Below are 13,002 nucleotides of genomic sequence, written 5' to 3'. Positions count from 1 at the left end.
GTCAGCGGGACGTAGTCCTCAAGCGCAGGAAACGTCCTTTTCGCGCTAGCGGCGCGGAGCGCTTTGCGTCAGCATGAGTGCGGGAGTATGTCACACTCCAAAATAAGCCCTATTTCTCAACCTGGACAAGCAACGGGATCCCTCGCCTGCCCTAGCGCCGCCTGGGGATTTCCCCCTTCCACTGGCAGGGATCCTCACCAACATCATTGTTGAATTGAATAATGTTGAATGGTCTGGGCGGGTGCAGGTTCATATCCGCGCTCCTGACGGATGGTCTTCAAAGAAAGGAGATCCAATGCTGTTGGCGGTTCGGTTCCCCAGTCCTTTGGCGGGACGGAGTCCTCAAGCAGGCTGGTCTGGGATGGTGAGGGATCGTTTCTGGGGCTTCATCTTAAGATCCTTCAAGCCCCTGGCAGTTTGTCTGGGTTTCCTCTGGGTGGGTCTGCTGGTTTGGACGGGATCCCCGGTTGCCCACGGCCAAAGCGCTGTCCACGGTGCGGAGCACCTTCTGACGGTGGTACGCTTGCCAGGGCAGAACTGGGCCAATATCGAGCGGCAACTGCAGCAGAGCGGCCTCAGCTACCAGGTGATCGACGGGATCGAGCCAGCAGGTTTGCGGGGGCGCAGCACAGTCTTTTTGCCAAACGTGAATCGCCTAACCGTTGCTCAAGCCCATGCTCTCGCCGAATGGATGCAACAGGAAGGGGGTCAGTTGATCGTCAGCGGCCCGCTGGAAATCCCTGCTGAGGCACGGGATCCCTTACGCAGCCTGATTGGCGCCTACTGGAGCGGAGATATTCCTCTGGCCAGTACGGTGCGCCTGACAGAGTTTGCTGAAGCATGGGCCCGCAGCGTTCAGGCGGCCGATCGCGCCAGCGGTGCGGAGCACTTTGTGGTTGCCGGGGGAGCCCTCTTGCCCACCGGCCCGGAAAGTCGTCTGGTGGCCGTCTGGGAAGAGGTGGACATGGGGGACAATGCCTATGCGGTGATTGCCAGCCGCCAGAGTGTGTACCTGGGTTGGCGTTGGGGGGAGTTTCCCGAGGAGACGGCGCAGTTGGATCGGGAGTGGTTGCAAGCGGCTCTGCGCCGGGCCCAAGGCCGTTTCGCTGCCCTCAGACAGGCTGCTGCCACCCCATCCCCTTTGCCAGCGGTGCGGAGCACCATCAACACCCTGGAGTTGCTGGCCATGCGCCAAGAGCTGGGGAGCTTGCTGGGTCGGGTAGAGGGATCCCTGTTGCTGGCTCGGGCCACTCAAGGGGGGGTAGAAGCAGCCGAGTACAAGCCCATTTTGGAGCAAGCCCGCAGCGTGTTGCAACAGCTACCGGCCTGGGTGGAGGCAGGGCAATACGAGCAGGCGCGGCAGGCTTTTGAACAGGCACGGGCGGATCTGTGGGCCCACTACCCGGTGGATCGGTTGACGGCTTTGTCTGAGGTACGGGCCATTTGGCTGGATCGGAGCACCATTGTCGAGGCAGGCTCTGAGGCAGGGCTGGCTCAGATTTTCGATCGCCTGGCTCAGGCTGGCCTCAACACCGTCTTTTTCGAGACGATGAATGCTGGCTTTGCCATTCATCCCAGCCGCGTCGCCCCCCAACAGAACCCCCTCACCCGTGGCTGGGATCCCTTGCGGGCGGCGGTGCGCTTGGCTCATGAGCGGGGCCTCGAATTGCACGCTTGGATTTGGACTCTTGCGGTGGGCAACACCCGCCACAATCTGCTGCCGGAGATCAACTTGCCCCAAGACTACATCGGCCCGGTGCTGACGGCTCACCCCGATTGGGCCAATCTGGACAATCGTGGCCGTCTGTTCCCGCGCGGGCAGCCGGAAACCTGGCTAGACCCAGCCAATCCGCAGGTGCGCAGCTATCTCCTGGCTCTTACCCGCGAGCTAGTGCAAGACTACCAGGTAGACGGGATCCACCTGGACTACATCCGCTATCCCTTCCAAAACGCTGCCAGCCGCCAGGTGTTTGGCTTCGGTCGGGCCGCTCGTCAGGGGTTTCAGCAGTTGTCCGGCGTCGATCCGCTGGAGTTGGATCCCTTGAGGGATCGCTCCCTCTGGCAGTTGTGGACCCGCTACCGCACCCAGCAGGTGAACGAGGTGGTGGAGGCCATTGCCCGCACCGCCCGCTCCCTCAACCCGCGCGTGATCCTCTCGGCAGCTGTCTATGCTCTGCCCAAGCAGGAGCGCCTGCAAAGGCTGCAGCAGAACTGGGAAGAGTGGATCCAGGCAGGGGAGCTGGATCTGTTGATCCCCCTCACCTATGCGGGCAATACACGGCGTTTGGCGCAACTGGTGCAGCCCAATTTGGAAATTGTCAGCCGCTTCTCCACCCTCTTCGTCCCCAGCCTTAATTTGTTGAACTTGCCGCCCGTCGAGTTCTTGGATCAACTGCAGGTGGTGCGGGATTTGCCCACCGGGGGGTTTGCTTTATTCTCGGTGCGGCAGCTTACCCCAGAGCTGGAAGCCATCCTCAGGTCCTCCGCCATTGCCTCGACTCGCATTCCCTATCGGGATCCCTTTGGGGCTGTTCGGGATCGCTTCCAGGCGCTGCGGCAGGAGTGGATGTTTTTGCTCGAGCAGAAACGGTTGGGGTTGTGGGAGCATGACTCTAGTCAATAATAAGCTCAACTATACTGAAAATAATGTATAATATGTTCAGTACGGATTACTACCAGTTGATCTTTCTGTTTACTTTCGAGTCTGCCAACATGGTAGCCAGAGCAAAGCAGAAAATTGGTAGTAAGACGACACGGAAACTGCGCTTTGGGTATTCTACTCAAAGCTTTGCGGGATACCGCCATTCTGGTTGGAAACAAACAGAATGCTATCGCTGCATAGTTGAACAGTGATGTTCAGCAGTGTTCAGCGTAAATGTATCAGCACAGCCAATGGATGGAGCAAATAGAGCGGGTGCAGGGATCCCTGGCGGCCTTGGCAGCGGATCCCACCCCGGAAGCCCTGGAACAAGCCCGTCAGCAACTGGGCAACTTGAAAACCAATCTTGCCACTTGGATGCGGCTGGAATCTCTGCGCAACCCCTATCGAGTTCAAGTTTGGGGCAACCGTCTCGCGGCTTTGGAGATGATGCTGCGCTACGGAGAGCAAACCCTGATGAGGGCATGAAGCTCCCCTCTTGCGGGATGGGGATCCCATCTATCCCCAGAACTTCCCCAGAACCGAAAAAAACTGTTATGGGGTATCTTTCGGCATTTCCTCTGCGGGGTCAGGCCCTGTATCCGGCTCCTTGGGGAGAGCAGAGTCCTCAGGGCTGGGCAAGGACTCTGTCCTGCTGGCGCGAACCGCTTCCGGGGAGGTTTCTGGCTCCTCGTCATCGCTACGCGACGCTTCTGGGAACCCGTCAGCAGTGTGTGGCGCTGAAGCGGGCTGAGCAGCAACAGGTTGAGGAGCAGAAGGAGGAGGTGCAGCTGGGATCCCGGCTTCTTCTGCAGGAACAACCGCAGGTGGCTGAGCAGCTTCTTTTTCCTTTTGCTGTTCGTAGCGGCGACGTTTGTTGCCCTCATCCACCAGCACGTACACCAAACTGAGGAGAGAGAGCCCCGCTGTTCCAACCAAAACCCAGAGTAAGTTGTTGTCTATGGTCATGGGTTGAGCTCCGTCAAACGCTGCTGGCGATGGAGGGATATTGCTCCTTAAGGCTTGATCTTACCGTTGAAGCCGCTCTGCCAAATCTTTCTGCCAAATCTTAAAGATTGGAAAGGTTGGGTTCACAGTTTTGTTGTTTTGTGTGTCATGCGCTATCTCAAGTTCTACAAGCCCTATGGCGTGCTCACCCAATTCACCGACCGAGAGGGACGGCCCACCCTCCAGTCTTTTATCCCGGTGCCCAGGGTTTATCCGGTGGGGCGACTGGATCGCGACAGCGAAGGGCTGCTCCTGCTGACCGATGATGGTCGCCTCAATGCCCGCTTGATCGATCCCAAGTTCGGCCATGAGCGCATCTACTGGGTTCAGGTGGAAGGGATCCCCACCCCCCAAGCTCTGCAACAGTTGCAACAGGGGCTGATCATCCAAGGGCGAAAAACGCGCCCGGCCCAGGTTAAGGTCTTGGCTGAGGAACCCACCCTGCCGCCACGGGATCCCCCCATCCGCTTTCGCCGCTCCATCCCCACCACCTGGCTGGAACTGACGCTGCGGGAGGGTCGCAATCGCCAGGTGCGCCGCATGACTGCCGCCGTTGGGATCCCAACTTTGCGGTTGGTTCGGGTTGGACTGGGGCCTCTTTCTCTGGTGGGGCTTGCTCCCGGCCAGTGGCAAGATCTCAGCGAGGCAGAACTGGCCCAGCTACGGCAATATTGTTTTCCGTGACGTACTCCCGACTCCGACTGCTAGGTAGTACGGAGCAGGCTTCTCGCCTCAACGGGTAGCTATCGCAAGAACCCTCAGCGAGCAGACACAGGATGTCCCACCGCGTAGCTGCACCAGATTCCAACAAAGCTGTTCTGTACAGCTAGGTTGACCACAGCACAAAGACCGCCTTTCATCCCGACCCTCATGCTGATGCATGGAGGGCGAGGCTTCCCAGCGGACTAGCTAAACCATTGATTTTCTGACCCATTGCAGTTATTTCAAGTTAGATTAAGACGCTTTCAAAATGCTCCACGCTGCTTCTGCAACCACCCTCGGGCGGAAGACTTTCTCAGTGGCTCAGGCGTCTCACCCTAAACTGAAATGACTATAACTTACTGATCACTACAGTATTGTCCTTGTTCCCAATTGTGCTTGAGGCCCACTCAGTCGGGCATGAGGGCGTGGACGCGCTTGCCACCATTGGGATAGAGAAGGGCACGTTTGGGGCCGTGGATGGGATCCTCGACGATAATCGTCTGGTCGCGGCTGGCCCCTAAAGAAACAATGGCAATCGGCACCTGCATCAACTGCGCCAAAAACTTCAGGTAATCGTGGGCTTCGGGGGGCAAGTCTTGGATGGAGCGGCAATCTTTGGTGGAACATTTCCAGCCCGGCAGGGTTTCGTAGATAGGTTTGCACTGGGCGAAAACACGGGCATCGCTGGGAAAGTGACGAATTTCCCGACCCTGGTACTCGTAGGCAACGCACACCTTGATCTCATCCAAGCCATCCAGCACATCCAGCTTGGTGATGGCCAGGCAGTCTAGGCCATTGATCCGCACCGCGTAGCGCCCGATCACCCCGTCAAACCAGCCGCAGCGCCGTTGTCGTCCGGTGGTGGTGCCAAATTCAGCACCGGTTGCCCCTAGGTACGCCCCGATCTCATCTTTGAGCTCGGTGGGGAAAGGGCCTTCCCCAACGCGGGTGGTATAGGCTTTAGCCACCCCGATCACCCGGTCAATGCTGGTGGGGCCGATCCCAGCGCCAATACAAGCGCCACCGGCAATGGGATGGGAGGAGGTGACGTAGGGGTAGGTGCCGTAGTCGAGATCCAACAGGGTGCCCTGAGCCCCTTCAAACAGGATGTTCTCCCGGTCTTCGATGGCTTGGGTCAGAAGCAGGGCAGCGTCGGTAACATAGGGGCGCAGCCGCTCGGCATAGGCCAGGTATTGCTCGATGATCGGCTCGGGATCCAAGGGCGGCAAGTTATAGATCTTTTCCAGCAAGACATTTTTGTAGGGAATGGCCCAACTGAGGCGCTCCCGCAGCTGGTCAGGGTACATCAAGTCCACAACGCGAATGCCCATGCGCTCTGCCTTGTCGGCATAGGTGGGGCCAATACCCCGTCCGGTGGTGCCCAGCTTGTAGATGCCGCGCCGCTCCTCTTCTGCGATGTCGATGACCCGGTGGTAGGGCAGGGTAACGTGGGCCGTTTCGGCAATGAACAGGTTGTCGGTGGAAATGCCCAATTGATGCAGTTGGTCGATCTCGGCCAGCAGAACCTCGGGATCGATCACCGTGCCGCTGGCGATGATGCAGCGTTTGTCGGGGTAGAGAATGCCAGAGGGGATCAAGTGTAGCTTGAAGGTTTGGCCCCCCACCACCAGGGTATGCCCTGCATTCACCCCACCTTGATAGCGGACGACCACATGGGCCTTTTCACTGAGGAGGTCGGTGATCTTCCCTTTTCCTTCATCGCCCCACTGGGCACCGACAACCACGACGTTTGCCAAGAGCTTCTCCTACAGTCCGTAGATGGCACAAAAAATCCCCTTTGCGGGGGTTGCTGCACTAATCTACCGCATCGCTCCGGGCGATGTTGAGAGATCAGGACAAAAAGATTAACAATCGATTAACTTTTCTCCGGCAGGGGACAACGTGGAGATGGGCGGGATCCCCGAACCCTCTGGCAAGCCAACAGAGATTCCCCAGTTGCCCTCGCCTTCAGCTCCCCGGCTTGAACAGGCCAATGGCCGTGACCTGGTTGGATCCCACCTCAAAGGCAAAGGCCAGGCCCAGGGCATCGTAGTTGACGTAGTAGCGGTCGTCGCGCAGATATTCTCGGCTTCCCTTGGGATAGGGTACCACCTCGTTGTAGCCGTTCTCGCCGGGCCCGCCGTAAACGGCGATCACTTCCGAATAGGTGGAGCCGATGCGGATCCCTTCGCCGGTCATGGCTTCCGGGTGGGTGGTGTAGATGCGGTTGGCGAAAAAGCTATCCACAATGCCCGGATGACGGTAGGTGAAGAGGATGTAGTCTTGTAGGTAAAAGATCTTCAAGTCGCTGTTGGGCTGAAATACATTGGCTCCAGAGGCCGCTGGGATCTGATCGACATTGCCCAGCAGGTGGGTATCCACGTTGCGGGTATCCATGCCCAGCTCAAAGCGACCGACTCGACCCTCTTGCACCAGCACGGTAGGCCGTGGGGGCAGGGCAGGTCGCCGGGGGGGCAAGGCCAGCGCTTGCAGGCCGGCATTCAGCCAAGCATTGTCATCTCCTTCCACCGTCTGCAAAGGCACCAGACCCCGCTCCAAAGAGCGACCATCCCCTGTTTTCCAGGTGGCCACGGCCAGTTCCACCGCCGCGCCGGAGGGGAGAGCAAAGAAGCGGGTTTGTCGCTCGCTGCCCTGGGTGGGCTGCCCCAAAATGAGGGTGCTGCCGCTGGCTCCCAACTGGGCAGCCAAGAGGGTGGCCCCCTGGCGGGTGTTGCCATCCACCAGAACGGCCAACGGGATCCCGGCGGCAATGGGCAGATTTTCGCTGTTCCAGAGGGTGGGCTGCCCGAATCGGTCTTCGGTAATCAGCAGCGGCTGGACGGAGCGGGGCAAAAATAGGCGCGCCACATCGGCCACCACTTGGGGGTCGTAGCCCACCGAGCCGCGCAGGTCGAGGACAATGCCCTGGCTGTAGTCTTGGGTGTAGAGGGTTTGGCGGATTTGCTGAGCTGTGGCCGGGGTGAGATCCGGCACTGCCAAATAAACCTGGCGCGGGCCGATCCCGCGGGCTTGTACGGGAGGACGGGGACGGTTGAGCAAGTCCTTGAAAGCTTGCGGATCCCAGAAACGATCGGCGGGATCCCCATACTCCCGCAGGATCTCTTGAATGAACTCGTACTCCACCTCAATGGGGGGGCGGGGATCCCCGTAGCTTCGGGCCAACAGGCGGGTGTAGAGGTCGTTGTAACTAACCGCAGCAGCTTGGTTGCCTGCACCCAAGGACTCGTTGATGAACAATTCCACCAGATGGCGGAGATCCAGCCCGACCGGCTCACGGGGAGGGGAAGGGGCTGCCGGGATCCCTGGATCGGGAAACGAACCTTGGGGATCCGAGGGCATGATGGGCACAGGAGGCAAGGCCAATTGGCCCACAGCGCTGCCGGGCGAGATCCCGGCGATCAGGGTGAGGATCCCCCAAGCCCCAAGCACGCGCGCAAATCCCTTCATGGCAGCCTGCCCTCTTGCAGATGTTGCGAATAGGATAAACCCTAAACGCTCCCCTTTGCCACTGCCAGCAGTGGTAGATATCTATTTTTTGCGACTTGGAACACTAGGGGCTGCGCCCCCTTGCTTTTGAAGGAAATGCCCTCAGCCAGAAAATCCCCAGCGCATTCACTTGCCTTTTTTGTCCTTTTTGCTCGGCTTGGGCTTTTCTGCTGCCGGGATCTCTGTAGCGGTCTCTGCCGCTTTCTCCTCAACTGGGAGCGTTGCCTCTGCCGCAGAGGCTGAGACGGTTTCAGCAGGGGATACTTCTACAGCCTCTTCTGGGGCCGGTTCGGCTTCCACGACTGCAGCTTCTCCATCCGTTTCCGCCCCCGTAGCCGTCTCTGATGAGGATTCAATTGCCTCAGGGATCCCAGATACCTCTGCTTCTGGCTCATCGGCCTCAAACTCGGCCTCTGGCACTTCAACCTTCTCCTCCGAGCCTGCCAAAGAAGTGGGCGCCTGGGTTGGATTCCCCTCGCTATCGACCCAGTTGACTGTGGTCTGAGACTTCAGCCAAGCCATCACCTTGTTGGTCAGCAAGCTTTCATAGACGGCTTGGCGTACTCGGCGTACTCGTTCCCGATCCAGCTTTTGGCCTTGCTGGGCATAGGCCGCCATCACCTCTTCCACCTCCACGTCCAACTCCGTGGAACCTACGGCAATTTGCTCTTGCCGAACGATGGCACTCAGGGCCAAGGTGCGCCGCAGCCGGTTGATGGCTTCGGGTCGGTGGCGCTCCATCAACTGGTTGAGGGTTTCAGGCGGCAGTTGGGACAGGAGCTTGCGGATCTCGCCTGGCGTGACCCCTCGCTGCTGTTGCAGCGAGTGAAGGCTTTGGGATAGCAGTTGCGTCGTTTCCTGCTCGACTAGGGTCTCGGGCAGATCCACCTCGGTGGTTTCCAGGATGGCGTTGAGGATGGCGGTTTCGAGGTTCTCCTCAGATTGTGTCAGGGCATCCTGTTCAAGGCGCTTTTGCAAGTGCTCCCGCAGTTCGGCCACCGTTTGAAAGCTGCTGATCTCTTGCACAAAGGCATCGTCCAATTCGGGCAGCTCTTTGGCCTTGATCTCCCTCAGGCAGACAGTGAAGGTAACCGTTTTCCCGGCCAACTCTTTTCTGAAGTAGTCGTCGGGGAAGGTGACTGCGATCTCCTTGGTTTCGTCGAGCTGCATGCCGACGATGCCCGCCACAAAACCGGGGATGAAGTTGTCTTCCTTGAGTTCCAACTGGAAGTCCTGGGTGGTCATCTCGTCGAGGGGATTGCCTTCTGCATCGCGGGCTGCAAAATCGATCACCACCACATCCCCCAACTGAGCAGGCCGATCTTCTACCGGCAAGAGGGTGGCCCGCTGATCCCGCCATCGGTCGATGAGCTGGTCAATTTGTTCAGGCTTGACGTCAACACGGGTTGCCGTAACGGTCAGCCCTTTGTATTGGCCAACGCGGGCTTCGGGGTACACCTCAACATATCCTGAGAAGCTGAAGTCTGCTTCGGGGTTGAACTGAGCCAAGAGCTGCCCCACCTCATCATCCAGCTCGAACCGACTGATGGGGGTGAGCCGAGCTTCCTTGAAAGCCTGTTGAATGGCCTCGCTGATCAGGTCATCCACAGCACTGGCCAGAATGCGCTCGCGGCCCACCTGACGCACAACAAGATTGCGGGGGGCCTTGCCCTTGCGGAATCCCGGAATCTGGATATTCTGCTCCAGTTGACGCAAGGTTTTTTCGTAGGAGCGCTTCACCCGGTCGGCTTCTACCACGATTTTGAGGCCAACCCGGCTGCCAGGGCGTTTTTCTTGGATAACCTGCATAGGAAGTATGAGCTAGGGAGAGGGGCAAGTAGAAGTTCAATTCTACCTCAACGGCCTGTGAGTCAACCTGGGGATTTTAGGCAGGGGATCCCTCGGTGGCCACTTCTTTCACATCCTGGATGTCCTCTTGGGGTTCGGCACGCTTGCTGGGAGGCAGTTGCTTCACTTTGGCTTCCAGCTCCACCACCATTTCCTTGAGTTCGGTGATGGTGACCTCCTTCTCCTGCAGTTGCCGATTTTTTTCCCGGGCTTCGATGCTGAACTGTACGCGCATCCAGAGGCTATACAGCCAGGCGAGGGCGGCCCCAATCCCAGCAGCAGCCAGAAGTTCCATCACCAGAGGGCTTTCGATGCTGACGCCGGGGGCAAAAGTAACCGTGACCGGGGTGGCGTTTTGCATGGCAAAGAGGGCAATGGCCAGGAGGGCTGAAAACAAGATCAGGTAGTTGAACAGTCGCATCGTTTTTCTCCTCGAAGGGATCCACTACGGCTTGCCAGCACCAGAATACCCATAAACTCGGGCCGGTTTTTGAGAAAAATTCCCTCAGAAAAACCAGCCATAACTGTGTAAGCCTTTGCCCAGAAAGTTCACCCCCAGATAACACACCCAAACCACTCCAAAGCCTAAGCTGGCCAAGAGGGCGGGGCGTCTGCCTTGCCAGCCTTTGGTGATGCGGGCGTGCAAATAGGCGGCAAAGACCAACCAGGTAATCAAGGCCCAGGTTTCTTTCGGATCCCAGCTCCAGTAGGTACCCCAGGCTTCGTTGGCCCAAACGGCGCCGGCAATAATGCCGATGGTGAGCAGGGGGAACCCCAGCCCGATCAGCCGGTAGCTGGTGTTGTCCAAGATTTCTGCCAGGCTCAGCCGTTGCCAGGGGATCCCTTCGGGGGCCGGTTGGGGGGGGAGTTCAGCCGACGAGGGGGCAGGACGGGGGGAGCGGAGGCCGGCATAGGCCAGTTCTGAAGCCGGGGAAGGCAGGGTGGCTTCCGCCCATTCGGGATGGGTCTGGGGTTGGGGAGGGCGAAATTGCAGGCCGAGGGAGTTGCCCTTGAGATGCACTTCCTGACCGCGGGTGACGATGAGAAAGCTGATGGAGAGAAGGGATCCCACCAACAGCGCCGCGTAGGCCAGCAACATCACAGTCACGTGCATCATCAGCCAGTTGGATTGCAAAGCCGGCACGAGGGGCTGGGCTACCTGCATATCTTCCGGCAGCACCAAGGCAGCAAAGGCCACGATCCCGGTTACAACTGGGGCAGTCATGACCCCCACCCAGCGGCTGCGGCTCCAGTGGAGGGCCAGCAGGTGCAAAGCGGTGATCCCCCAGGCCAGGAAAAACAAAGACTCGTACAGATTACTCAAGGGGAAGTAGCCTGCATCGATCCAGCGGGCCGTCAACAGGGCGGCCATCGTCAAGTTTGCCCCGATCATCCCCGCTAGGCCCAATTCGGCCAAAAGCTGCACCTGGGGAAAAGCTGCCCCACCCCAGTAGAACAGCATGGCCCCCAGAGAAATGGCAAACGCCACGTTGTTGAGCAGAGCTTGCCACTGGGCCAGATCCATGCCCGCAAGAGCTGTTATCGCCAACAGAGCCATACACGACCTCAAAAGTATCTCCGACCCGGCTTGAGCCAGGCCAGTTGATCCCATTCTAGGGCGGGGGAAGGGATCTTCCCCAAAGGACACATGCTGGTAATGTGGGGATGGCTTGTCTGCGGCTCGGCAGGATACAAAGAGCATTGGGATGTAAGGCTCATGCAAGAACACGCGGGAAATGCCAGGTTGAGAAGGTGGGGGTTGTTGAGATGGTGGATCTGTCTGTTGGCCGCCCTCGTTTTGGCCTCTTGTGGGGGATCCCCGCCTAAACCCCCGCAGGAACAGCTTCCCCAGCTAGAGCGCGTGCCGGTTCCCCCGGAGATTGCCAAGCTGGATGCCCATTTGCAGTATTGTCGCCCGCAAGTTCAGATCCTCAGCCCCAAGCCAGGTGAGGTGTTGCCAGAGCGGCAGGTAACCGTTCGCTTCGCGGTGCAAGGGTATCCGCTTTTCCAAGATCCGCAATTGGGTCTCGGCCCTCATCTGCACGTGGTGCTGGACAACCGTCCCTACATCGCCCATTACGATGCCGATGCTCCCCTCGTTTTCAAGGATTTGGAGCCGGGATCCCATACTCTGCGGGTGTTTGCCGGCAAACCCTGGCACGAGAGCTTCAAAAACTCTGAAGCCTATGCCCAGGTTAGCTTCCACGTGCTAGCTCCCACCCCCGAGTACGTGCCACAGCCGCAACTGCCCCTGCTCACCTACAACCGCCCCACAGGCAGCTACGGGGCCGAGCCAATCTTGGTGGATTTCTGGCTGGCCAATGCCCCAGTGCGGGAGAGCCTGTTGAGTGACTTGCCACGGGATTGGCGGATCCGCTACACCCTCAACGGCCAATCTGGCCTGCTGGATCGCTGGGAGTCTTTTTATCTGAAGGGCTTCAGGCCCGGTCGCAATGTGATGGTGCTGGAACTGGTGGACAGCAAAGGGGATCCCATCCGCAATGTGTTCAACAGCGCCGCCCGCGAGATCACCTACACCCCTGGCGGCCAAGACACCCTCTCCAAGCTAGTTCGGGGGGAGCTAAAAGCCGAAGAGGCCCTCGCCATTGTGCAGCCGCAGCCCACACCCACGCCGACTCCGGAACCCACGCCCACCCCAACGCTGACGCCAACGCCAACTCCGACACCCACGCCCACTCCTACTCCGACGCCAACACCAACTCCGACACCCACGCCCACTCCTACTCCGACGCCAACACCAACTCCGACACCCACGCCCACTCCTACTCCGACGCCAACGCCAACTCCGACACCCACGCCCACTCCTACTCCGACGCCAACACCCAGCCCGACGCCCACACCCACACCCACTCCGACTCCAACGCCAGAGGCGACGCCCACGCTTGCACCTCGTCGCCAGCCGCGCTTTCAACTGGGCCGCCCCCGTCCGACACCAGAGGGGATCCCGGCTGTTCCAACGCCACCGCCCGTGGTGGCCACTCCTGAACCTGAGCTTACGCCTGAGCCCAGCCCAGAGCCCTCTCCGCAAGCTGTGCCCACTTCAACTCCCCAGCCTGTGGCTACGCCTTTGCCGCGCGTGACCCCCATTCCCTTCCAGGAGCGGCGGGTGCGACAGCAGGGGTTGCGGCTTTTCCCGCCGGGACTCCACAGTCCAACCTTGCCAGGTGAGCGATAGCGGGACAGAATCCTTGGTTGACAGAATGCCCTTCGCGCAGCGGGCCGTAGGTCTCACTGTTCTCCCAATGCCCCTCTGCCTGGGTGCGCAGTTGCCAGTTGTC

At 59.3% G+C, this 13,002-nt stretch carries 10 protein-coding genes and 1 pseudogene; 5 read left to right on the top strand and 6 right to left on the bottom strand.

Going from position 1 to position 13,002, the window contains the following annotated elements; translation table 11 throughout:
* Positions 1 to 436 precede the first annotated feature (436 nt).
* From ACVWY9_RS12935 to ACVWY9_RS12925, 3 genes and pseudogenes are all read left to right on the top strand, one after another.
* Positions 437 to 2,623: a glycoside hydrolase family 10 protein gene (locus ACVWY9_RS12935; RefSeq protein WP_457388787.1), complete on the top strand. Its 2,187-nt coding sequence runs from the start codon at positions 437 to 439 to the stop codon at positions 2,621 to 2,623.
* 35 nt (positions 2,624 to 2,658) lie between these two features.
* Positions 2,659 to 2,842: pseudogene (locus tag ACVWY9_RS12930) on the top strand (hypothetical protein); the annotation flags it as partial.
* Positions 2,843 to 2,875: 33 nt separating this feature from the next.
* Complete coding sequence (locus ACVWY9_RS12925; RefSeq protein ID WP_414390272.1) at positions 2,876 to 3,127, top strand: hypothetical protein; 252 nt, start codon at positions 2,876 to 2,878, stop codon at positions 3,125 to 3,127.
* Positions 3,128 to 3,193: 66 nt separating this feature from the next.
* Here the strand turns inward: ACVWY9_RS12925 and ACVWY9_RS12920 are convergent, their stop codons facing one another.
* The gene (locus ACVWY9_RS12920; RefSeq protein WP_457388785.1) at positions 3,194 to 3,607 is read right to left on the bottom strand and encodes a hypothetical protein; all 414 of its coding nucleotides are present in this window, start codon (positions 3,605 to 3,607) and stop codon (positions 3,194 to 3,196) included.
* Positions 3,608 to 3,754: 147 nt separating this feature from the next.
* On the opposite strand from ACVWY9_RS12920, the gene ACVWY9_RS12915 reads away from it, so the two are divergent.
* Positions 3,755 to 4,330 (top strand): pseudouridine synthase, encoded by a 576-nt coding sequence (locus ACVWY9_RS12915; RefSeq protein ID WP_457388783.1) that lies wholly within the window; start codon positions 3,755 to 3,757, stop codon positions 4,328 to 4,330.
* Between the two features lie 425 nt (positions 4,331 to 4,755).
* Here the strand turns inward: ACVWY9_RS12915 and ACVWY9_RS12910 are convergent, their stop codons facing one another.
* The 5 genes from ACVWY9_RS12910 to ccsB all read right to left on the bottom strand — a co-directional run bounded on the left by ACVWY9_RS12910 (position 4,756) and on the right by ccsB (position 11,261).
* A complete protein-coding gene (locus tag ACVWY9_RS12910; RefSeq protein ID WP_457388781.1) occupies positions 4,756 to 6,105 on the bottom strand; it encodes an adenylosuccinate synthase in 1,350 nt (449 codons plus the stop codon).
* A 211-nt stretch (positions 6,106 to 6,316) separates the two neighbouring features.
* Positions 6,317 to 7,816 carry a S41 family peptidase gene (locus ACVWY9_RS12905; RefSeq protein ID WP_457388779.1) on the bottom strand — a complete coding sequence of 500 codons (1,500 nt, stop codon included), beginning with the start codon at positions 7,814 to 7,816 and terminating at the stop codon, positions 6,317 to 6,319.
* A gap of 165 nt (positions 7,817 to 7,981) precedes the next feature.
* The gene (gene tig, locus ACVWY9_RS12900; protein ID WP_457388777.1) at positions 7,982 to 9,664 is read right to left on the bottom strand and encodes a trigger factor; all 1,683 of its coding nucleotides are present in this window, start codon (positions 9,662 to 9,664) and stop codon (positions 7,982 to 7,984) included.
* Between the two features lie 76 nt (positions 9,665 to 9,740).
* Complete coding sequence (locus tag ACVWY9_RS12895) at positions 9,741 to 10,124, bottom strand: lipopolysaccharide assembly protein LapA domain-containing protein (RefSeq protein ID WP_414384315.1); 384 nt, start codon at positions 10,122 to 10,124, stop codon at positions 9,741 to 9,743.
* 84 nt (positions 10,125 to 10,208) lie between these two features.
* The gene (ccsB, locus tag ACVWY9_RS12890; RefSeq protein ID WP_457388776.1) at positions 10,209 to 11,261 is read right to left on the bottom strand and encodes a c-type cytochrome biogenesis protein CcsB; all 1,053 of its coding nucleotides are present in this window, start codon (positions 11,259 to 11,261) and stop codon (positions 10,209 to 10,211) included.
* A gap of 204 nt (positions 11,262 to 11,465) precedes the next feature.
* On the opposite strand from ccsB, the gene ACVWY9_RS12885 reads away from it, so the two are divergent.
* Positions 11,466 to 12,899 (top strand): hypothetical protein, encoded by a 1,434-nt coding sequence (locus tag ACVWY9_RS12885; RefSeq protein WP_457388775.1) that lies wholly within the window; start codon positions 11,466 to 11,468, stop codon positions 12,897 to 12,899.
* Positions 12,900 to 13,002 lie beyond the last annotated feature (103 nt).

The organism is Thermostichus sp. OS-CIW-31, from assembly GCF_054060305.1.
This window is presented reverse-complemented; position numbering and strand designations above follow the sequence as displayed.